Genomic DNA, 20,742 nt, shown 5'->3' on the forward strand with positions numbered 1-20,742 from the left:
CTGCTCCCCACGGCGATCGCTGCCTTGCGAGCCTATCGCCAACCACAGGTGGTGAATTTTCAAGGCGCAAGAAGAACCCTACCTGATGGCTCCCCATACCGTGCTGTGGTACTGTAGCCGCCATATTCCCTACCAAAAATTTGCAAATCTTTAGCAATAGCCAACTTCCCTAAGGGGCGTGAGATCGAGCGCTTTCTGAGGATCAACAGTAGCGACTAGAGAAAAAATGGGGTCGTCGTAACGACTGACCCCGCCTGCCGATTCCTCAGAGAGGAGAACACTAAAACTTAGCCTAAGTCAGATGAGAAAAAATGTCAACAAGCCTGAAGAAAAAGTTTGCCTAAGATCCCGAGTACCCTCTTGCCCTGTCTCCCTCAGATTCCAAGCCATGGGCTTTCGCCTTAACCTCTGAGAGCTGAATCTCACAAATTCAAACGCAATTTTTAATGCCTAACGCCAGCCTATCGGAGTTGAATCAAAGCTTAACTTCTGGCTAGGAGAGCAATTTTAGTTGCTGAATCACAGGTTCGGGCGATCGCGGTATCTCTGGAGTGTCCTGCCTCTCCTCTTCAGGAGAACCATCAAGGGTTTGGAGTGCCGCTAGCAGATCCTGCCGCAGGGGTTCAAGGTCAGGGTGATGATCCAGATACAGTTGCAGGGCATGGCTGGGGTCAAGGCACTGTTCGAGGGTAACGTCTGGCAGGCGGGCAATGGGCTGGCTATTCACCAGTTGGGGCAGGAGGCTGACGCTGTGGGCACTTTCAAGAGCTTTTTGCAGTTCATGGAGGTTAATCAGGGGAATTTGATCGGGGCGCAGTTGATACATAACCCGCACCACCGCTCCAGTGATGTCCCCACTGGCGATCGCCCCCAAGAGGGCGGCTTGCGGCTCCAGTTCCACCTCAGTTAAGTCCACACGAATCGTGCGGAAGGGGCGGGTGGGTAAGGGACAAAACTGAAATTCTGTTTTTCCCTTAGTGAGGTTCACTAAGACATAGCCCTTTTCTTCCCCCTCTTCACCAAAATCCACCCGCTCAATGCTGCCGGGATAGACCACGGGCGGATCGTGACACAGGACTTGATGGCGATGGACATGGCCAAGGGCAACGTAGTCAAAACAGGGGCGTGCCAAAAAACTCAGGGGAATCGTAAAACCTTTGCCGGCACTCAAATAGCGTTCAGAGCCGTACTGAGCCGTGTCCACCATGGCATGGGCAAGCAAGACAGTGGGCAAGGCCGGATCAAGTTGGCGAATTTCCCCCTCAAGGGCAAGGCGCAGCCGCTCTAAGAGCAGTTGATGCACATCCGCAAGGGAAAGACCACTGGTTTCTGGCCGAGTGAGGAGCGTGGATCGCGTTAACCAAGGGAGGGTAATGACTTGAACACTACCCCGGCGAGTCTCAATGCGATGGGTAGCCAAGCGATCGCCCACGATAAAGCCGGGCACCCCAAGGGTGCGATAGAGACTAAGACTCGCGCCCCCCTGTCCTTGGGCGTGCTGATCGTGGTTGCCCACCAGCAAAACCGTGGGAATGCGGGCATCGGCCAAGCGGCGAAATTGGCTGGCAAAGGCTTCATGGACGAGGGGCGGTGGCGTCGCATCGGGAAAAGCATCACCGCCAAAGAGCACCAGATCAACGGGTTCACTGAGGGCACGGTCAATACAGGTGGCCAGAGCAGCAATAAAATCCTCAAGGCGCGTATTCAAGCCCGTGGCAGGGTTGATATGGCCATGACTGAGGCCACTGCCAAGGTGAATATCAGACACATGGAGAATTTTCATAACGATCAGGTGATGACCGTGGGGCGATCGCGACCCGTTAAACCTTGGATATTGGCCACTTCATTGGCCAGTTGAATTAAATCGGCGAGTGCCACTTGAGCATCGAGGTGCTGCTGCGCAGGATTGGGTTCAAAGCGCTCTAAATAGACCCGTAGTGTTGCCCCTTGGGTTCCCGTTCCCGATAGGCGATAGACAATGCGACTACCATCCTCAAAAATCAGCCGAATGCCTTGATTTTGGCTGATACTGTGATCCACTGGGTCAGTGTAGTTAAAGTTATCGGCAGTGGCCACCGTGTAGGGGCCCAAGGTCTGACCCACCAAGCTGGGCAGTTTTTGCTCCAGTTGGCTCATCAGGGTGTGGGCGCGATCGCTCTCGATGCCTTCGTAATCATGACGGGAGTAGTAGTTACGGCCATAGGTTTGCCAGTGGACTTTGACAATCTCGGCCACGGAGGTTTGGCGGACAGCCAAGATATTCAACCAAAAGAGCACCGCCCAGAGGCCATCTTTTTCGCGGACGTGGTTGGAGCCAGTACCAAAACTTTCCTCGCCGCAGAGGGTGGCTCTACCGGCATCGAGGAGGTTGCCAAAAAACTTCCAGCCCGTGGGGGTTTCATAACAGTCAATCCCCAGCTTGGCCGCAACGCGATCGGCGGCTTGACTAGTGGGCATCGAACGGGCAATCCCCGCTAATCCGTCTTTGTAGCCGGGCACGAGTTGGGCATTGGCGGCCAGAATAGCTAGGCTGTCACTGGGGGTGACAAAACAGTTTGCCCCCAAAATCATGTTGCGATCGCCATCGCCATCGGAGGCAGCACCAAAATCTGGGGGATGCTCACCAAAGAGTTGCTGCACCAAGTCATGGGCATAGACCAAATTGGGGTCGGGATGACCACCGCCAAAGTCCGGTAGCGGCACACCATTTTGAACCGTGCCTTGGGGTGCGCCTAGACGTTTTTCAATGATCCGATGGGCGTAAGGTCCCGTAACTGCGTGCATGGCATCAAAGACAAGGCGCAGCTTCCCGGTACGAATTACCTCGGCAATGCGATCAAAGTCAAAGAGGGTCTCCAGCAGCGCTTGATAATCGGCGACAGGGTCAATGACTTCGACAATCATTTCGCCCAAGGGAAACTCCCCAAGAGTGTGCAGATTCACATCGGGTGCGGTGTAGATGTTGTAGCTGGTGAGGGCGAGGCTCCGCTCATAGATGGCATTAGTGACTTTCTCAGGAGCAGGCCCCCCATTGGCAATGTTGAACTTGACACCAAAATCTCCCTGTGGCCCTGCGGGGTTGTGACTCGCTGAGAGAATAATGCCACCGATCGCCCCATACTTGCGGATCACACAGGAAGCTGCCGGCGTTGAGAGAATGCCATTTTGCCCCACCTTGACCCGTGCAAAGCCATTGGCTGCGGCCATCTTGAGGATGACTTGAATCGCCTCAGCATTGAAGTAACGGCCATCGCCCCCTAGGACAAGAGTTTGCCCCTGCGGTGCCTCAATGGTGTCAAAAATCGCTTGGATAAAGTTTTCCAGATAATGGGGCTGCTGGAAAACAGACACCGCCTTACGCAACCCAGAGGTGCCGGGTTTTTGATCCTTAAAGGGAGTGGTGGGAATAACTTGAATACCCATTAGAAGGCTCCACAAGGGGACTGTCACTATAAGGGCAGCTTAGTCGGCTCTAGAATCGTGGTCAAGACCTTTCCATTCAATCTACGGTGTCCATTCAATCTACTGAGAATGAGTCTCAGCATGTCCTAGACCAAATGCATACTCAGGGAGTAGCAAGGAGATGAGGGAGGTAGTCATCATCCCATCCTGCTCTCAAACGTTTTGCCTTGGCGCCCCTCTTCACAAAGGTGTCTTGACTAAGGAAATTCAGAGCTAACCGACGAATCAACCCAAGGCTTTCAGGGGCATGGTTTTAAGCATCCTCCTCAATAGGAGCGTCGCTCGATAGTCGCTGCTTGTCCTGAACACTGAATACAGATAACGTTAATTGCCCTTGAAGCTCAAAACATATTCCTTATAGTATGCATAGTATGCGTTTGCCCCGATTGATTTTCTGAGAGACTTGTCATAGCACCTAGACGCTTGCTAAAATCATAAAGCACTTTCAAGCCGGGATAGCTCAGTTGGTAGAGCAGAGGACTGAAAATCCTCGTGTCGCCAGTTCAATTCTGGCTCCTGGCATTGCATTCCCCGTCCGCCTTGTCTCCCTCCTGCCCAGTGCCACAGAAATCATTGCGGCTCTTGGGTTGACGCCGTTTCTTGTGGGACGCAGTCATGAGTGCGACTATCCACCAGAAATTAAGGCGTTGCCAGTTTGTACGCGAGCACGGCTAGATGCAAAACAGTCCAGTTTAGCAATTGAACAAGCAGTTCAAAGCCTTCTGCGATTGGCCTTGGGCATTTATGATTTGGAGCTGGCAACGCTCCAACGGCTCCAGCCCACTCATATTATTACCCAAGATCAATGCGATGTCTGTGCTGTAACGCTAGGGGATGTCCAGCGGGCGATCGCTGAACTCTTTGACCCACCCCCCCAGTTAATTTCACTGCAACCCCATTCCCTGGCGGATGTTTGGCAAGATATTCGGCGGGTCGCTGTTGCCCTTGGGGTTTCTGCTGACCCCCTCCTAGATTCACTGCATACTAGGATTCAGGCTTGTCAAGCATGGGTGAGCGATCGCCCGCGGCGGCAGGTGGTCACCATTGAATGGATTGACCCGCTAATGACCAGTGGCAATTGGGTGCCAGAGTTGATTGCCCTAGCGGGCGGTGAAAATATCTTGGGTACAGCCGGAAAACACGCTTCCTATATTGAGTGGTCAACCCTGCTGGCAAGTGATCCAGAGGTGATCATTGTCATGCCCTGCGGTTTCGACCTCGAACGCACCCGTCAAGAACTCCACCAAGCAGTACAAACTTATCCTCAATGGCAACAATTGCGTGCCCTGCAAAGCGGTCAACTGTACATTGTGGATGGTAATGCGTACTTTAATCGCCCCGGCCCGCGCTTAGTGGATTCCCTTGAGATTCTTGTAGAAATTCTCCACCCGTCTCAGGACCTCAAGTTTCAAGGCATTGGCTGGCAGCGATATGCCCTATCCGTGGCAGAATAACCCATCAAGCAATGAATCTGAAGAAAAGATAAAAATTGACCGTTGCAGATTTGGCTATTTCGCCTAAGATGAGGGAAACTCAACTGATCTCATTGATCCCCTACCGTTGTCCCAAATACATCAATAGGCAAACTTACTATGGCAATTGGTTATTTAGCGCTGGTTTTGCATGCTCACCTCCCCTTTGTCCGCCACCCTGAGAGCGACTACGTTTTAGAGGAAGAGTGGTTGTTTGAGGCAATTACCGAAACCTATGTGCCCCTCATCTGGATGTTTGAGGGGCTAAAGCGGGACGGCGTGGACTTCAAAATCACTATGAGTATGACACCGCCATTGATTTCAATGCTGCGGGACCCGCTGTTGCAGGAACGCTATGATCAGCACTTGGCAAAACTAGAGGAACTGGCGGAGCTAGAGGTAGAGCGCAATACCTACAATGGCCACATCCGCTACCTTGCCGAGCACTATGCCCGAGAATTCAACCGCGTACGGCAGACATGGGAAAACTACGATCGCGACCTCGTCAAGGCTTTTAAGCAGTTTCAAGACACCAATAACCTTGAAATCATTACCTGTGGTGCCACCCACGGCTACTTGCCCCTGATGAAAATGTACCCTCAAGCGGTGTGGGCACAACTGCAAGTGGCCTGTGAGCACTATGAGCAAACCTTTGGTCGTCCACCCAAGGGGATTTGGCTACCAGAATGCGCCTATTACGAAGGCCTAGAGCGAATGCTTGCCGATGCGGGTTTACGCTATTTCATTACGGATGGCCACGGTATTCTCTATGCCCGGCCCCGCCCTCGCTTTGGCACCTATGCGCCTATTTTCACTGAAACTGGGGTGGCTGCCTTTGGCCGCGATCATGAATCTTCCCAGCAGGTGTGGTCCTCAGAGGTGGGCTATCCGGGGGCGCCTGAATACCGTGAGTTCTACAAGGATTTGGGTTGGGAAGCGGAGTACGAATACATCAAGCCCTACATCATGCCCAATGGTCAACGCAAAAATACGGGGATTAAGTACCACAAAATCACCGGACGGGGTCTTGGTTTAGGGGACAAGCAACTCTACGACCCCTATTGGGCACGGGAAAAGGCGGCTGAGCACGCTGCTAATTTCATGTTTAACCGCGAAAACCAAATTCGCTACCTGCACCACCTGATGCAACGTCCGCCGATTGTGGTTTCTCCCTACGATGCTGAACTCTATGGCCACTGGTGGTATGAAGGGCCTTGGTTCCTTGACTTTCTCTTCCGCAAGGTCTGGTTTGACCAAGACACCTTTGCCATGACCCACTTGGCAGACTATCTGCGCGCCCATCCCACCCAGCAGGTGTGCCGTCCTTCCCAGTCCAGTTGGGGCTACAAGGGCTTTCATGAATACTGGCTGAATGACACCAATGCTTGGATTTACCCCCACCTCCATAAGGCTGCTGAACGGATGATTGAACTGGCCAAGGGGGAGCCGTGGGATGAGCTGAGTTGGCGTGCCCTCAACCAAGCGGCACGGGAATTACTCCTTGCCCAATCCTCAGACTGGGCCTTTATTATGCGGACGGGAACGATGGTGCCCTATGCGGTTCGCCGCACCCGTAGCCACCTGATGCGCTTCCACAAGCTCTACGATGACATCAAAGCACAAAAAATTGATGCCGGCTGGCTGGAAAAAGTGGAAGCCATTGACAATATCTTCCCCCACATTAACTATCGGGTCTATCGCCCCTTGTAGTCAGGGTTGCGCTTAGAGAACGCCAAAGCCTTTGCGTTTCTTTTGCTTCTTGGGCTTTTTGGCAGCCTGAGCACGTCCCCCTCGACCCATCGGGTTCATGCCCGGCATACCCATTCCCGGAAAGCCCCCTTGACCCATCTGCTGCATCAGCGATCGCATCCGCTGGAAATCGCTGACCAACTTTGTGACATCGGCCACTTGATAACCAGAACCTTTGGCAACCCGTTCACGGCGACTGGGGGAGCTAGCGAGAAGTTCAGGATTGCGGCGCTCTTCGCGGGTCATGGAGTTAATCATTGCTTCTGCCCGTTTGAGTTGCACTTCCCCCTGCTGGAGTTGCTCCGTTGAAATTTTATTCATGCCGGGAATGAGCTTCATAATTCCCGCCAGGGAACCCATATTTTTTAGCAGGCGCAGTTGCTTGAGGAAGTCATCAAAGTCAAACTGGGCTTCGAGGATTTTGCGGGACATTTTTTCAGCATCGGCCAAGTCCACTTCCTCTTGGGCTTTTTCGACAAGGGTGAGGACATCCCCCATCCCCAAGATGCGAGAGGCCAAGCGATCAGGATAGAAAGGCTGGAGAGCCTCGACTTTTTCACCCACACCAATAAACTTAATCGGCTGCCCAGAGACCTGTCGCACAGAGAGGGCTGCACCGCCGCGTGTATCGCCATCCAGTTTGGTGAGAATGGCTCCCGTAATCCCCACCTGCTCATGGAAGGCACGGGTGAGGTTGGCCGCCTCTTGCCCCGTCATCGCATCCACCACTAAGAGGGTTTCGTGGGGTTGTACTGCGTCCTTAATGGCTGCCAGTTCTGCCATCATCTCGGCATCAATTTGTAGGCGCCCCGCTGTATCAATAATCACGGTATCCACACCAAGTTCCTTGGCTTTGGCTACCCCTTGGCGAGCAATTTCCACGGGGCTCACCGCTGTACCCATCTCAAACACCGGCACGTCAATTTGTCTGCCGAGGGTGATCAACTGATCAATCGCCGCGGGACGATAGACATCGGTGGCCACCAAGAGGGTGCTGCGGCGTTCTTTGCGCAGGTGCAGGGCAAGCTTTGCTGTGGCGGTGGTTTTCCCCGTTCCCTGTAAACCGGCCATGAGAATAATCGTGGGGGGTGGCTCCCCGTGAGCAAGGGGACTGTGGGATTCCCCCATGACCTCAACGAGGGCATCGTAAACGATTTTGATAAATTGCTGATCGGGACGAACTCCGGCAATTACCTCGGCACCGATCGCCCGCTGACGCACATTTTCAATAAAGTCTTTAGCGACCTGTAGGTTGACATCGGCCTCTAATAGGGCACGGCGCACTTCCCTAAGAGCTTCTTGGATATTGTTTTCCGTAATTTTGTCTTGACCCCGTAGGGTTTTCCAAGCAGATTCAAGGCGTTCAGCAAGGGCGTCAAACATAGATTACAGCTCAAGGGGCGACAAGAATTTCATCGATCTTAGAGTATTGATCGTAGCAAACTGTCTTTCCCATACAGTTTTGGCTTCCGATTTAAGCAACGGACTGCGAGTTGCAATTTGTAGCAAAGTTAGCAGTGGTCGTCAACTGTATCCGCTAGGCTTTCACGGTAAGATAAGAACATTAGGGTTAGAGTCTTTAATTTTTATCAGGTTCTATAAAGACTGCCTATTAAAGGCTCTGATCGGCGGGAGGTGTCCCATGCTTGTGATCCTCACCCAAAATCAAATTTTACCGTCACAGTCTGTGTGTCAATCCTGCTTGTTTGCCGATCGTCAAGGCCAACCCCGCTGGCATGAGGGGCAGCTCCGTTGTGGGGCGCCTCTAGGGAGTACTGCTGAAGCGGGATGTCAACACTTTCGCTGTCAAATGGGGTTTCATTTAGTGGCGGTGTCAGACTTGCCGACTCCTCTGGAGCAAGACTATTGAGGGAAATCGCCACTAAGGAATATCAATGCTGGAATTAGAGAACTACGATCCGGGAGACTTTTACGACGAGTGGTTTCTAGCCAAAGGACAGCCACGACCTTTTATTGAACCGTTGTTACAACGGGTGCGATCGCTCCCAGCGGGAGAACTGCAACAGCGCCAAAAAACCGCACAACAGGTGATGTTTAACATTGGCGCCACATTCACGGTCTATGGTGCTGCTGAGGGCACCGAGCGGATCATGCCCTTTGATATTCTGCCGCGTGTCATTCCAGCCCAAGAGTGGCAAGCCCTTGAACGGGGTCTCAAGCAACGGATTGCGGCGCTCAATACATTTATTGCTGATGTCTATAGCGATCAAAAAATTATTAAGGATGGTGTCATCCCACGGGAACTGATTGAGTCGTCCAAGGGCTATCTGCGTCCCTGCCATAACCTGAAGCCGCCGGGGGGCATTTGGTGCCATATTACGGGTACCGACTTAGTGCGCGATCACGATGGCACCTTCTATGTCCTAGAGGATAACCTGCGCTGCCCTTCGGGGGTCTCCTATGTGCTGGAAAACCGCCGGGTGATGAAAAGCACGTTTCCCCTTGTCTTCAAAGAACTGCACATTCAACCCGTAGACGAGTACCCCAGCCATCTCCTGGAAACTCTGTTGAACCTTGCGCCCCCTGGCCTACCGGACGTGACCGTAGTGGTACTGACGCCGGGGATGTACAATTCCGCCTATTTTGAGCATTCCTTCCTGGCTCAGCAAATGGGGGTGACCCTCGTGGAAGGGCGGGATTTGGTGGTGGCCGATGGCTATCTACAGATGCGCACGACCAAAGGTCTGAAGCGCGTGGATGTGGTCTATCGCCGCATTGATGATGACTTCATCGATCCAGCGGTATTTCGTCCTGATTCGATGCTGGGGGTCAGGGGTCTGATGGAGGTTTATCGCCAAGGGCGGGTCGCGATCGCCAATGCCCTCGGAACTGGCGTGGCCGATGACAAGGTGATTTATGCCTATGTGCCACAAATGATTCGTTATTACCTCAGTGAGGAACCCCTACTGCCCAATGTACCTACGTACCTATGTTGGGAGCCACAACAGTTGGATCATGTGCTCAAGAACCTCGATTCCCTCGTGGTGAAATCCGCCAACGAGTCCGGAGGCTATGGCATGCTCATCGGTTGTCAATCGACTGCTGAGCAGCGGGCAGAATTTGCAGAGCGCATCAAAGCCAATCCCCGCAACTACATTGCCCAGCCCACCCTTTCGCTGTCGCGCGTGCCCACCCTGCTGGGGAATGAAATTGTTGGTTGCCATGTGGACTTACGCCCCTATATTCTGTACGGCAAGGAAATTTATGTCCATCCCGGTGGCCTGACGCGGGTGGCGATGAAGCGTGGCTCATTGGTGGTGAATTCTTCCCAAGGGGGCGGGAGCAAGGATACTTGGGTGCTTAATGAGTAGAGCCCTCTTTTGGAGACAGGGGATGCTAGCGGTAAGGCGCCACCTATGTTAAACAATTATTAGCTATGAGCCAACGCTGATCGGTGAACTTAGCCTAAACTTGCTGAGGTATTGAAGGAATTTAAGCGCATGAATGAATTTGAGACATCCCCAACCACAGAAGCCACCCATACGGAAAAGCCCATTTTTGAACCAACGCCAGCCCCAGCACACCTAGCGGAACGGGAGCAAGCCACAGCCCCTAAGGTAGGCGGTCTCACGAATGAACAGCGGCAACAGGTTCGTGAAAAACTCTATTGGCTCCTCACAGTCTTCCCCGATCAGGTTAGTGCATTTCTGGGTGAATACCAGCAGCCCCTGCGCACCCTCCTCATCATTCTCGCCACTGTTCCTTTTGTGGCACTGGCGGTTGCTATTTTGGAAGTGGTGAATGCCATTCCCCTCCTAGGGCCGACCTGTGAACTCGTGGGCTTTGGCTACACTTGTTGGTTTCTCTATCGCTATGTCCTCTTTGAAGCCGGTCGCCGTGAATTTGGCCAAAAGGTGAACGAGTACAAATCCCGTATCCTTGGCAACGAAGGCGGCAGTTCTTCCTAAGGGAATTCATGCGGCTGCACTACCTCCAGCACGTGCCCTTTGAGACCCCTGCCCATATTGCCCAGTGGGCGATCGCCCGTGGTTTTGATTGGCAAGGTAGTCATCTCTATGCAGGCGAGCCGCTACCAGCATTGACGGAGGTAGATGCGCTGATCGTTATGGGCGGACCCATGGGGGTACACGATGAGGCTGTTTATCCGTGGTTAGGGGCTGAAAAGGCCTTTTTGCGCCAAGCGATCGCCAACGGGTTGCCCATTTTCGGGATTTGCCTTGGTGCTCAGCTCTTGGCACAAGTCCTAAGGGCAGAGGTCACCGCAGCACCCACGCAGGAAATCGGCTGGTTTCCCATTGAACTCACAGCAGCCGCCCAAGCGCATCCTTGGTTTCAGGATTGGCCACCCCAACTGACGGTGCTGCATTGGCATGGGGAGATGTTTAGCCTCCCTGCGGGTGCGATTCCCCTCGCCAAAAGTGCCGCCTGTCCGCAGCAAGGATTCTTGTGGGGCGATCGCGTTGTTGGTCTTCAGTTTCACTTAGAAGTCACCCCCGCTAGCCTTGGGGAGTTGATTCAGCACTGTCAGCACGAGCTCGTCCCCGGCCCTTATATTCAATCCGCCACAGAGATTCAAGCCCAAGCGGCGCAAACGGCACGCTTGACCCCCTATCTGGAACGTTTACTTGAGCGCTGGATTCAGTCGTGATCATTACCAGTCGGCAGAATCCCTTGGTGCGCTCGATCCGTAGGCTGCACCACCGCAAATATCGGCAAGGGCACTTGCTTTTGGAGGGGACTCATTTGCTCCAAGAGGCACTGGCAGCCGGCTATCGCTTATCGGTGGTTTGCTATACCAGCGCTTGGCAAGCAAAGCAATCGCCAACATTTTGGCAGCAGGTTGTCCACAGGAGCGATCGCGCTGTTGAAGTCAGTGAAGAGGTACTGACTGCCCTCTGCACCACAACCACTCCCGATGGTGTCGTTGCCGTTGCCGACCATACACCCCCTCCTACCTTGCCACTCCAGCGTTTAGGTCTGTGCTTAGTCACGCTTCAGGATCCGGGCAATTTGGGAACGATTATTCGCACCGCCGCCGCCGTGGGCGTTGAGGGGCTATTGCTGACCCCCGATTGCGTCGACATGACCCATCCAAAAGTGTTGCGTGCCAGTGCCGGCCAGTGGTTTCGCCTACCGATGCAAACGGTTAGCGATAGTTTGGCAACTCTCAAAGCCTACCAAGCCCAAGGATGGCAAATTGTCGTCACGTTACCCACCGCACCCCTGATCTATTGGCAAGCGAATTTTCGTCAACCCACGTTGCTTGTCATGGGAAATGAAGGCCAAGGGTTACCCCCGGCCTACCAAGATCTAAACTTTACGGCACTGAGGATTCCTCAGGAGCCAAATGTCGAATCTTTGAATGTGGCGATCGCCACGGCAGTGCTCTTGTACGAAGTTTATCGCCAACGCTCGCTGGACTAAACCACAAAAAAGTTGAGAACGCCCACCACCAGCACTAGGGCAATCCATAAGCCGGAGCCAAGGAAAATTAACTGCTTTGAGCGATCCCAATCTTGGGGAGAGGCGTAGGCCACTGGCACACCCACCACCATCACAAAGGACAGGATGACAAGGGCAGCAAGAGCCAGTTGAAAGAGAATCGTCATTGTTGCTAACTCCCAAATCTTATCAGCGGCAATGGTAGCGAAGCAGCTACCTCTGAACTAGCATTATCGCCTATTTCTTGACCCTAAACTAGGCTCAGGAGCGACTTATATCGCAACTACTGCCAGCCCTGAGCTAGCCACGATCGCGGATCGACGCACTCGCCATTAACGTAGAGTCCCCAATGTAAATGGGGTCCTGTGGAGGCACCCGTATTGCCAACAGTACCAATGACTTGCCCCGCCTCAACCATTTGTCCTTCTTGGACGCGGATTTGATCGAGGTGCAGGTAAATCGTCAGCACCCCCTGCCCATGATCAATACCGATCGTGTTGCCATGAACCAGAAACCCCTGGGATTCTCGCCCCACTAAGGCCACTCGCCCCCACTGCGCTGCCACTACGGGTGATCCCTTGGGGCCTGCAAAGTCCAAACCGCAATGGAAGTAGTCCTTGGCAAAAACCCCGTTGTAATACCGCCGCACGCCGTAGGGTGTGGTCACAGGCCCACTGTTGGGGCGGCGAAAGGCACCTTGCCAGAGTCTTTCGGAGGTGACCAGTGCCTTAAAGGCATCCACGCGATCAAATTCCAAATCCGTTCCTGAGGAGTCTTTACCCGGTGGGAGCCAAATACTTTGCACAGGAAAGGAGCGATCGCCCACCCACAGCAACATATTGCGGATTTCATTTCCTGCCCGAACTATCAATGAACGGCGGCCAGGTGTCTGTAGTGGTGTTGTTGCCACAAACGCACGCCATTGCTGTGGGCCAATGGAGAAAACCGGCAGGGCTGTGCCCGCTACCTCGACAGTGGGCTGTTCTGAAGCGTTGACCACAATGGCCAGCGTATCTCCCAAAACAGCGCGATCGGGACTGACGGTAACCGTCAGCGGAATCGTCACTTGACTACTGGCGGGCAGAACGGCGGCAGTGATGAGGGCGGGTACCAGCCACGGGAGAAGGCGATCGCTCATAGCTTCAGAAGAAACCTAAATCCAACAATCAGACTATTAAAACTGTAAACTGTGCTAGCGTTCCAAGAAACGCAAGAAATTCATTGAGTATCAAACAAAAAAGCCGCCAGTCAATTCACCGACGGCTACACCATTAGTGCATTCCTCAATCTCACTTAACGACGGCGGGGCACTTTGGCGAGGTAGTCAATATCAGCGGCACGCAACTGCTGGGCATAGCGCATCTTGGGCGCGATCGCTGCTGCCAAATCGCGGTATTTGCGGGGGTCGCCCTCCGGTAGCCGCCGCTCTTGGAACTTGCGATCGTAGAATTTCTCAAGTGTAAAGCGCCAATCCGTTTTGGTGGTGCCCACTTTATCGCGGTATTCAAAGCCATAGCGCGGCGTCACAAGGTTAAAGGGACGTCCTTCCATCCGCTTGCGCTGGTAGGGCACCGTAAAGTCACCAAAGGCATTGGTGTATTCCTCACTGTCAAGGAGGGCATCGACAAAGCCATAGAAGCCAAGGGTGCCGATTTTAATTGACCAAGCAATTTTTTCCTCTTTGTTGTAGGCACTGCGCCCTAAGAAGCGCCGCAGGCAAACGTCCACCAAGCGGTAGTTGTCGTTCACAGCCACCACCGTGTTGTAGAAGCGCTCTGATTTGGCCAGACCGCGAATGAAGTCCCGCACCGTAATCACTCGGTTCACTAATTGGGATTCCAAAGTGATTTGCCGGTTAAAAGCCAAGGTGGCATGCTCACTAAACACTTGCCGATAGCAGGCCCAGATCACCTCACGGATTTCCGAGTAGGAGGCCGCATCCTCAAGACGATAGATATAGGGGGTATCTTCATTTTGATCGGCAATGCCAAAGCTAGCGACGCGGTGGTTTTGAGTCGTGGGCTTGTAGGCGAGTAGAGGTAAGTCCATGGATCTCTCCCAAGTCAAAGAGTGAAACAATAGCTAGCGCAGTGGAAAGTTCGCCGTCGGGTTGATCGACACCGGTACCGTCGGGCGATCGCGCCGCGTGGTATCGGGGATCCGCACATTGGCCGTGGAGACCGGCTTGAATTGCACAGGCGTCACCTTGACCGATCGTGCCATCTCCAAGAAATTGCGAATGTCGCCCCACTTGTAGCGGCTGTTCTCTAACTTATCGCGCCAGTAGTCACCATAGCGAGGGGTAACTAAGTTGAAGGGGCGGTCTTTATAACGACGACGTTGGTAGGGCACGGTGTTGTCGCCAAAGTTTTGCGTATATTCGTCACTGTCCACAAGGGTATCCACAAATTTCTGCCAACCGTCGGTGGCAATGCGAATGGACCACGCCAGTTCTTCATCTTTGTTGTAGGGGGCACGCCCCAGGAGCCGCTTCAGGGCAATTTCCACCAAGCGATAGTTGGAGTTGGTTTCCACCACTAAGCGGCGAAATGTCTCTGATTTGGCCAAGCCGCGAATAAAATCCCGTACCGAAATGGCACGATTGGCCAGTTGGGACTCTAGATGGAGCTGGCGCGTACTCTTGAGGACAACGTGCTCACTAAACACTTGGCGATAGGCCGCCCAAATCAGTGCATCAATATCCGACTGATCCACTGCATCCTCAAGGGAATAGCGCCAAGGGGTGTCTTCATTGGGCACTTCATAGCCCGGTACCCGCTGATTTTGGGAACTGGGGGCATAGCTCAGCAAGGGAATCGTCATGGCTTACACCTTTGGTTGAGAGGGCAAATAACGGTAGGGCAACGCAACGGGCACAGGCTTGACCGGTGTCGGCGGCAGATCCCGTTCTTGGGCAGTGTTGGGAACCGTCACCAAACTTGAGGTGGCTCGTGCCACATGGCGTTGAGTATCGAGGGTGGGCACCACAATTGAACGCGCCATAGAAAGGAAGTTGGCTGGAATCGCGCCCCGGATAATTTGCTTGTCCAGTGGCCCTGCGGCGTAGTAGCGCACCTGATAGTAAGAACGGCCACTGAGGGACATTTCTTTGTTGCGCCAGTAGTCGCTGTAGCGGGGATTAACGAGGTTAAAAGGACGCGCCATGCGCCGCCGCCGTTGGTAGGGGACAATATCGGCACCAAAGTTTTGCTGGTACTCGTCGCTGTCCACCAGGGCATCAATAAATCCTTCTAGGCCACGGGTAGCTAGAATAATCGACCAAGCAATCTGCTCCTGCGGGCCATAGGTGGGGCGGCCCAGGAATCGCTTGAAGGAGACATCCACGAGGCGGTAATTGGAATTGACGGCTGCCACTTGCTCGCGATAAACCTCGGACTTACCCAAGCCACGGATAAAATCCTGTACGGAAATGGCCCGATTGCGCAGTTGTGACTCTAAGAAGGGCTGACGGTAGGAGGCCAAAATCAGGTGCTCACTAAAAATCTGGCGATAGGCTGCCCAAATCAGGGCATCCACGTCTGCGGCATCGGTGGCATCGGTGAGGCGGTAGATGACCGGATCATCCTCGGCGGGGACTTCATAACTGACCACCCGCTGGTCAAGGGTTCTGGGCTTCACAGCCAGCAAGGGTAACGACATAACTTTCCAATCCTTTTTAGGTGTGCATGGACAGAGAGTCCCTCTGGAGGGCAAGTTGACAACGGGAACGCACAACAATGTCGGGGTCGCGATCGCTCAAACGATTGAGGAGTAAACGCACCGCTTCCCGAATGGCACGAGCAGCTGCCTGCTGATGCAGATGATCGAGGGCAACGCCCACGGCATAGCGAACCGCCCAATCCGCTGCTTCACTGTTGCGCTGGAGAACCATGAGTGCTTCCCTTAATTGAGCCTCTCTTGCCGTCTCCTCAGGGATTAACTGCCAGCGGAGCGTTCCTATGGCCTTTGTGGCGGCACGGCGAACACTGGGGGCAAAATCCGACTGCGCAGCAGCCAATAAGACCCGCAGGGCGGCAGGATGACCAATACTCCCCAGAACCCGCACCCCATAGGCACGGGCACCGTAGTTGTACCCATCCAACTGTGCCAACAGGGGCTCCACGACAGCATCCCCAAGGGCAATGAGGCCTGCCACAGCAGCTTGGGCAGCAGCGGGGTTGTTGTACCCCAAAACCGCAATCAGCGTGGGAATGGCAGCGGTGTCTTTTTTCTGGGCAAGCTGAATCACCGCCTCGCATAGCGCCGGGGCAGAGGTAGCGGTCTCAACGGCATGGATATAGGTATGGAGATCACTCACAGCAGTTGATCCAATCCTTGAAAGAGGGAGAGGGTCTGTGCAGCTGGGCCAACCTGCTGCAGTTGCTTGCTGAGGATGCCGTGGAGGGCAATGAGCTTGAAGCTAGCCTCAACACCCGCCTGCAAAATGGCCTCTGCTGCTGGTAGATAGCCCATCGCTCCCAAATCCAGAAGCGCTGTCCGCCGCAGTTGCACATCCTCACTGTTGAGAGCCACTAGCAGGCGATCGCCATATTCTGCTGCTCCCGTGAGCTGAAAAAGTGCCCGCGCAGCGGCAAATTGGACTCGCGGCATCTCATGGGCCAAGAATGGCTCAATCAGGGCAATGGCTTCAGTGGCACCAAGATGACCCAAGCTTTCAATCACAGCTTCCACTGGCTGCACCAGATGCGGGCGACCGGGCACCAGCCGCGCCATCGCTACACCGCCTTCTAGGAGCGCTTGTAGGGGCGCGATCGCGTGGGGGTCTCCCAACTGACCAAGAGCAATGGCCGCCGCCTCACGGACATAAAAATCCTCGCAGCGCAAGCACTCAATTAACGCCGGTACCGCTTGGCGATCGCCCAACTTGCCCAAGGCACGGGCTGCATTCCGCCGCAGCGGGTAGCCCCCCAATTCTGTGCGATCCTCCTCATCGCCCAAAGCCATAATCAAAGCGCTGACAATGGCCTGCCGCTCCGCTGCCGTTGCCGTTTCTAGGCCAAACTTCCCCAACCACCACGCCGCATAGTAGCGGCAACTGGTATCTGTCCCCTGAAGCTGCGCCAGCATTTGGGGAACTGTCAGTTGTACCGGTTCAGAGACCGTCGTCATTCCCTCTCCAGACATCAGCCACTTAGGAGGCGACCACGGGGGTAATGGAAACGATTTTGCCCCCCATGCGGGTAATGCGCTGCATCTCCTCATTCATGCGGTTGTAGGGCACCGTAATAAAGGTGCTGCCGCTGCGCCGAATCGGAAACCCCATTTTGTCGGTTTCTTCGTTTTGACGCAGACCCACAACCTCGTAGCGGAAAACGCGAGCGCCGGAGGGGCTAAGGGCAGCACTTCCAGACGCAGTTTGACCAAACATGACACCTGACTCCCAATCTCAAAAGGACGCTAAACAAACATTCCTAGGCAGGATTGACACTGACAATGCGAGCACCCGCGCGCTGAAGCTGCTGCATTTTGCTCGACAGTTGCTCATAGGGGACCAAGAAGGCGGTACTGCTGCGGCGCACCCCCGGATAGCCCGGTTGGCGAATGCCCGCCACTTCAATGCGATAGACGCGGCCACTTTCTCCAAAGGAACCGCCCAAGCAAGCCCGTGGGGGAACATCGGCACTGGGGGTGTAGTAGGCAAAGGCGGTATCGCTCCTCGAAGGCGGCACCACCGTATTAGGACTGTTGGTGGCCAGATCCCGTGCTAAACGGGACATGCTGCCTTCTGCTTGGGCGCGATCGCTATTGGCATAGCCGCGATAGAGACGGAACATGCGGTTAAAGCCGACGGTTTTTTGCCCCGGCTGCGTATTAAAGCCGCGATAGTAGGGCACCACCCAATCCCCAAAGCTGTCGGTGTATTCGGGGGAGTCAATGTAGGAGTCAATGTCGGCATCAAAGCCCTCCTTTTCGTAGAGATCTAAGTGGAAAATCACTTCCGACTCGTCGTAGGGTGCCCGCCCCAACAAATGCTTATAGTTCAATTCAATGACACGGGTTTGAAAATTGCCGTAGAGAAACTTCTCTTTGTATAGTTCCGACTTGGCCACTGCGCGCACAAACTCCCGCACGGTAATTTTGCCATTGCGCAACAGTGACTCCGCACTCACCAAACGCTCCGATGCCATCACATAGTCGTTGCCCAAGACCTGACGGTAAACGGCACGGATGACAGTCTCTAGATCTTCCTCGCTCCAGTTGGCCCGCAGCTCCACCCGAGGAGCATCACTGAAGGCGGAGGTACCCAAGCGCGAAGCAGCAGCAGTAATAGCCACGGTACAAACTCCTAAATATCGAGGGTACAAACAAGCCCGGTGTTGTAAACAAAGGGTCAGCCCAACGCCGACAACATCTGCTTACCTCACCGGGCAACGAAGGGAAACGCCTATTAGCTGAGGGCGTTAATGGCGTAGTCGATGTAGGCGTTGGCTTCCACCGCAGCTTGGCCAGTCAAGCCGTGATTGGCTTTGATGTATTTCAGAGCTTCCACATACCAGCTTGGGGAGAGATCAAACGTGGTGTTGATTTCAGACAAGCCAGCAATGAGGTACTCATCCATGGGACCGGTGCCACCGGCAACGAGGCAGTAGGTCACCATCCGCAGGTAGTAGCCGATGTCACGGGCGCACTTGGCTTTGCCTTCGGGGGTCGAGGCATACTGAGAGCCTTGCATGGTGGTGGTGTAGGGGAATTTTTGGTACACCGCTTGGGCTGCGCCGTCAATCAGGCTCTGAGCATTGTTGGTCAGGGCCCGAGCAGCTTCCAGGCTAGCCACAGCGCGCTTGAAGCGACCGTCAACCGCTTGCAGTTCGGTGTTGCTGAGGAAACGACCTTGGGTATCGGCGGCGGCAATGGCTTCGGTAATCGGCGTTTTCATGGATAAAATATCTCCCTAAAAAATGTGCGTGTTCAGAACGGTCAAAGTTAGAGAACGTCAAAGTGCCTTAGGCAACAGCGGCAGCGGCACGATCAAAGTAGCCAGCGATTTCGGACATCAGGGCGCTGCAATCGCCAGGGGTGATGCCATTGGGATCATTGGCGATCGCGATCGCGGCATCTTTCATTTTTTGGATAGCCACAGCCACGGAGGAACCGGGGGTGCCAAGGGCTTGGTAGGTTTCCCGCAGACCATTCAAGCAGCGATCATCGAGCACGCTGGAGTCACCAGCCAAAATGGCGTAGGTCACATAGCGCAAAATGATTTCCATATCGCGCAAGCAAGCAGCCATGCGACGGTTGGTGTAAGCATTCCCACCGGGTTGGATCAGTTGGGGTTGCTCTGCAAAGAGGGCACGAGCAGCGTTAGCAACGATCGTGGAGGCATTGCTGGTGATGCGGTTGACGGCATCCAGACGCTTGTTGCCTTCTTTCACCAAGTTGGACAGGGCATCGAACTGGGCGTTGGTGAGGAATTCACCGCGGGCATCGGCCTGAGCGACAACTTTGGCAAATGCATCTAGCATGGATCAATTCTCCTTAAAGGTTGTTAAAGAAGTGAGACCTTCTTGACATTCCTGCCCACAGAGATAACGCAGGATTCTTAGGGGGCTGATCAGCAACTCCCTAAAGGCTGTGCCAAGCAACCTGAGAGCGACCAAGCTGATCCTTGGTGTGTTTTTTAAGAAACATGCAGCGCTCTTGGGCGTGCTGAAAAGGTCTAACGATCACTAATGGGTTGTTCCGCAAAGGGGTCTGGGAAACAACAGCCGTGTTGTTAAACCCTTCAGGTATTTCTTATACAATGCGGGGGGAAACCTGTTTCGCCGTAGTTATTAATTTGTAAAATACTTTTGTGAGATAAATTAAGGTTCTGGCGATCGCCATAAAATTGGTGCCATTTGTCCTAAGTTTTTCCTAAGTTTCGTGAAGATTCTTTAACATTGTCCTCAGGAAGTTACGATTCCCATGAGTGAGCCGCTGCAATTTAGCTTATTTGACCCCCCCACCGAGGCCGAAGCTGCACCAGCGACGCCCCTTGATCCTGCCACCTACGATCAAATTCCGCTGCGAGCCGAGGTAGCCATTCCTGCCGGTACTTACCGCGACTTGGAGGCGCTTGCGGCGCATTGTCAGCAGTGTCAACGCTGTGGCTTAGCGGCCACCCGGACCCATGTGGTGGTCAGCCGAGGCAATCCTGCTGCCAAGCTGATGATTATTGGTGAAGGACCGGGTCAAGCCGAGGATGAAAGTGGCCGTCCCTTTGTCGGTAAGGCGGGGCAACTCCTCGATAAAATCCTTGCTTCGGTCAATCTCGACAGTGAGCGGGATGCCTATATCTGCAACATTGTTAAATGCCGCCCCCCCGGTAACCGTGTCCCAACACCCGTGGAAGCAGCGGCCTGTTTGCCCTACCTCTTAGAGCAGATTCGCTTGGTGAATCCCCGCATTATTTTGCTGGCGGGGGCAACGGCTGTATCTGGATTGCTGAAAGATAATCGCGGCATTACCAAAATTCGTGGCCAGTGGATTGAATGGCAGGGACGGTGGTGTATGCCCATTTTTCATCCGGCATATCTGCTGCGCAATAACTCGCGGGAGCCGGGCAGTCCCAAGTGGCTAACGTGGCAGGATATTCAAGCCGTGCGCGATCGCCTGCGCCAACTCGATTCTTAGG

At 54.0% G+C, this 20,742-nt stretch carries 22 protein-coding genes and 1 tRNA gene; 9 read left to right on the top strand and 14 right to left on the bottom strand.

Going from position 1 to position 20,742, the window contains the following annotated elements:
- Window positions 1–493 precede the first annotated feature (493 nt).
- Window positions 494–1,783, bottom strand: coding sequence for an exonuclease subunit SbcD (gene sbcD / locus IGQ15_RS06830; RefSeq protein ID WP_363315809.1), 1,290 nt, complete (start codon window positions 1,781–1,783; stop codon window positions 494–496).
- Window positions 1,784–1,788: 5 nt separating this feature from the next.
- Window positions 1,789–3,423: an alpha-D-glucose phosphate-specific phosphoglucomutase gene (locus IGQ15_RS06835; RefSeq protein WP_297050091.1), complete on the bottom strand. Its 1,635-nt coding sequence runs from the start codon at window positions 3,421–3,423 to the stop codon at window positions 1,789–1,791.
- 488 nt (window positions 3,424–3,911) lie between these two features.
- Between IGQ15_RS06835 and IGQ15_RS06840 the strand changes: the two genes are divergently transcribed.
- The 3 genes from IGQ15_RS06840 (at window position 3,912) to IGQ15_RS06850 (ending at window position 6,644) form a co-directional block, all read left to right on the top strand.
- Window positions 3,912–3,984: transfer RNA gene (locus IGQ15_RS06840), tRNA-Phe, on the top strand.
- Between the two features lie 29 nt (window positions 3,985–4,013).
- Window positions 4,014–4,916, top strand: coding sequence for a cobalamin-binding protein (locus IGQ15_RS06845; protein ID WP_297050170.1), 903 nt, complete (start codon window positions 4,014–4,016; stop codon window positions 4,914–4,916).
- Window positions 4,917–5,054: 138 nt separating this feature from the next.
- Window positions 5,055–6,644, top strand: coding sequence for a glycoside hydrolase family 57 protein (locus IGQ15_RS06850; protein WP_297050093.1), 1,590 nt, complete (start codon window positions 5,055–5,057; stop codon window positions 6,642–6,644).
- Between the two features lie 12 nt (window positions 6,645–6,656).
- On the opposite strand, the gene ffh is transcribed toward IGQ15_RS06850, so the two are convergent.
- On the bottom strand, window positions 6,657–8,066 hold the full coding sequence (ffh, locus tag IGQ15_RS06855; protein WP_297050095.1) for a signal recognition particle protein: 1,410 nt from the start codon (window positions 8,064–8,066) through the stop codon (window positions 6,657–6,659).
- 259 nt (window positions 8,067–8,325) lie between these two features.
- Here ffh and IGQ15_RS06860 point away from each other — a divergent pair, with 259 nt between their 5' ends.
- From IGQ15_RS06860 to IGQ15_RS06880, 5 genes are all read left to right on the top strand, one after another.
- Complete coding sequence (locus IGQ15_RS06860; protein ID WP_297050098.1) at window positions 8,326–8,553, top strand: hypothetical protein; 228 nt, start codon at window positions 8,326–8,328, stop codon at window positions 8,551–8,553.
- Window positions 8,554–8,581: 28 nt separating this feature from the next.
- A complete protein-coding gene (locus tag IGQ15_RS06865) occupies window positions 8,582–10,015 on the top strand; it encodes a circularly permuted type 2 ATP-grasp protein (protein WP_297050172.1) in 1,434 nt (477 codons plus the stop codon).
- A 129-nt stretch (window positions 10,016–10,144) separates the two neighbouring features.
- Window positions 10,145–10,612 carry a CAAD domain-containing protein gene (locus IGQ15_RS06870; protein ID WP_297050099.1) on the top strand — a complete coding sequence of 156 codons (468 nt, stop codon included), beginning with the start codon at window positions 10,145–10,147 and terminating at the stop codon, window positions 10,610–10,612.
- A gap of 8 nt (window positions 10,613–10,620) precedes the next feature.
- Window positions 10,621–11,313, top strand: a complete 693-nt coding sequence (locus tag IGQ15_RS06875) for a type 1 glutamine amidotransferase (protein ID WP_297050101.1) — start codon at window positions 10,621–10,623, stop codon at window positions 11,311–11,313.
- The gene (locus IGQ15_RS06880) at window positions 11,313–12,089 is read left to right on the top strand and encodes an RNA methyltransferase (RefSeq protein ID WP_363315812.1); all 777 of its coding nucleotides are present in this window, start codon (window positions 11,313–11,315) and stop codon (window positions 12,087–12,089) included. The genes IGQ15_RS06875 and IGQ15_RS06880 overlap by 1 nt, the downstream gene beginning before the upstream one ends.
- Here IGQ15_RS06880 and psbZ read toward each other — a convergent pair.
- From psbZ to IGQ15_RS06935, 11 genes are all read right to left on the bottom strand, one after another.
- On the bottom strand, window positions 12,086–12,274 hold the full coding sequence (psbZ, locus tag IGQ15_RS06885) for a photosystem II reaction center protein PsbZ (RefSeq protein ID WP_181496775.1): 189 nt from the start codon (window positions 12,272–12,274) through the stop codon (window positions 12,086–12,088). The genes IGQ15_RS06880 and psbZ overlap by 4 nt on opposite strands.
- 116 nt (window positions 12,275–12,390) lie before the next feature.
- Window positions 12,391–13,245: a M23 family metallopeptidase gene (locus IGQ15_RS06890; protein ID WP_297050105.1), complete on the bottom strand. Its 855-nt coding sequence runs from the start codon at window positions 13,243–13,245 to the stop codon at window positions 12,391–12,393.
- 155 nt (window positions 13,246–13,400) lie between these two features.
- On the bottom strand, window positions 13,401–14,156 hold the full coding sequence (locus IGQ15_RS06895) for a phycobilisome rod-core linker polypeptide (protein WP_297050108.1): 756 nt from the start codon (window positions 14,154–14,156) through the stop codon (window positions 13,401–13,403).
- A 33-nt stretch (window positions 14,157–14,189) separates the two neighbouring features.
- Window positions 14,190–14,930 carry a phycobilisome rod-core linker polypeptide gene (locus IGQ15_RS06900; RefSeq protein ID WP_297050111.1) on the bottom strand — a complete coding sequence of 247 codons (741 nt, stop codon included), beginning with the start codon at window positions 14,928–14,930 and terminating at the stop codon, window positions 14,190–14,192.
- Window positions 14,931–14,933: 3 nt separating this feature from the next.
- Window positions 14,934–15,767, bottom strand: coding sequence for a phycobilisome rod-core linker polypeptide (locus tag IGQ15_RS06905; RefSeq protein WP_297050114.1), 834 nt, complete (start codon window positions 15,765–15,767; stop codon window positions 14,934–14,936).
- A 16-nt stretch (window positions 15,768–15,783) separates the two neighbouring features.
- The gene (locus IGQ15_RS06910) at window positions 15,784–16,425 is read right to left on the bottom strand and encodes a HEAT repeat domain-containing protein (protein WP_297050117.1); all 642 of its coding nucleotides are present in this window, start codon (window positions 16,423–16,425) and stop codon (window positions 15,784–15,786) included.
- The gene (locus IGQ15_RS06915; protein ID WP_363315810.1) at window positions 16,422–17,252 is read right to left on the bottom strand and encodes a HEAT repeat domain-containing protein; all 831 of its coding nucleotides are present in this window, start codon (window positions 17,250–17,252) and stop codon (window positions 16,422–16,424) included. The genes IGQ15_RS06910 and IGQ15_RS06915 overlap by 4 nt, the downstream gene beginning before the upstream one ends.
- A 7-nt stretch (window positions 17,253–17,259) precedes the next feature.
- Complete coding sequence (locus tag IGQ15_RS06920; RefSeq protein ID WP_149818199.1) at window positions 17,260–17,496, bottom strand: phycobilisome linker polypeptide; 237 nt, start codon at window positions 17,494–17,496, stop codon at window positions 17,260–17,262.
- A 43-nt stretch (window positions 17,497–17,539) separates the two neighbouring features.
- A complete protein-coding gene (locus IGQ15_RS06925; RefSeq protein ID WP_297050119.1) occupies window positions 17,540–18,403 on the bottom strand; it encodes a phycobilisome linker polypeptide in 864 nt (287 codons plus the stop codon).
- 113 nt (window positions 18,404–18,516) lie between these two features.
- Window positions 18,517–19,005, bottom strand: a complete 489-nt coding sequence (gene cpcA, locus IGQ15_RS06930; protein WP_297050122.1) for a phycocyanin subunit alpha — start codon at window positions 19,003–19,005, stop codon at window positions 18,517–18,519.
- A 67-nt stretch (window positions 19,006–19,072) separates the two neighbouring features.
- Window positions 19,073–19,591, bottom strand: a complete 519-nt coding sequence (locus IGQ15_RS06935; RefSeq protein ID WP_011057792.1) for a phycocyanin subunit beta — start codon at window positions 19,589–19,591, stop codon at window positions 19,073–19,075.
- A 442-nt stretch (window positions 19,592–20,033) separates the two neighbouring features.
- On the opposite strand from IGQ15_RS06935, the gene IGQ15_RS06940 reads away from it, so the two are divergent.
- Window positions 20,034–20,741 (top strand): uracil-DNA glycosylase, encoded by a 708-nt coding sequence (locus IGQ15_RS06940; protein ID WP_297050124.1) that lies wholly within the window; start codon window positions 20,034–20,036, stop codon window positions 20,739–20,741.
- Window position 20,742: the final 1 nt, after the last annotated feature.

Source organism: Thermosynechococcus sp. M98_K2018_005 (assembly GCF_015295825.1).
Lineage (GTDB): Bacteria > Cyanobacteriota > Cyanobacteriia > Thermosynechococcales > Thermosynechococcaceae > Thermosynechococcus.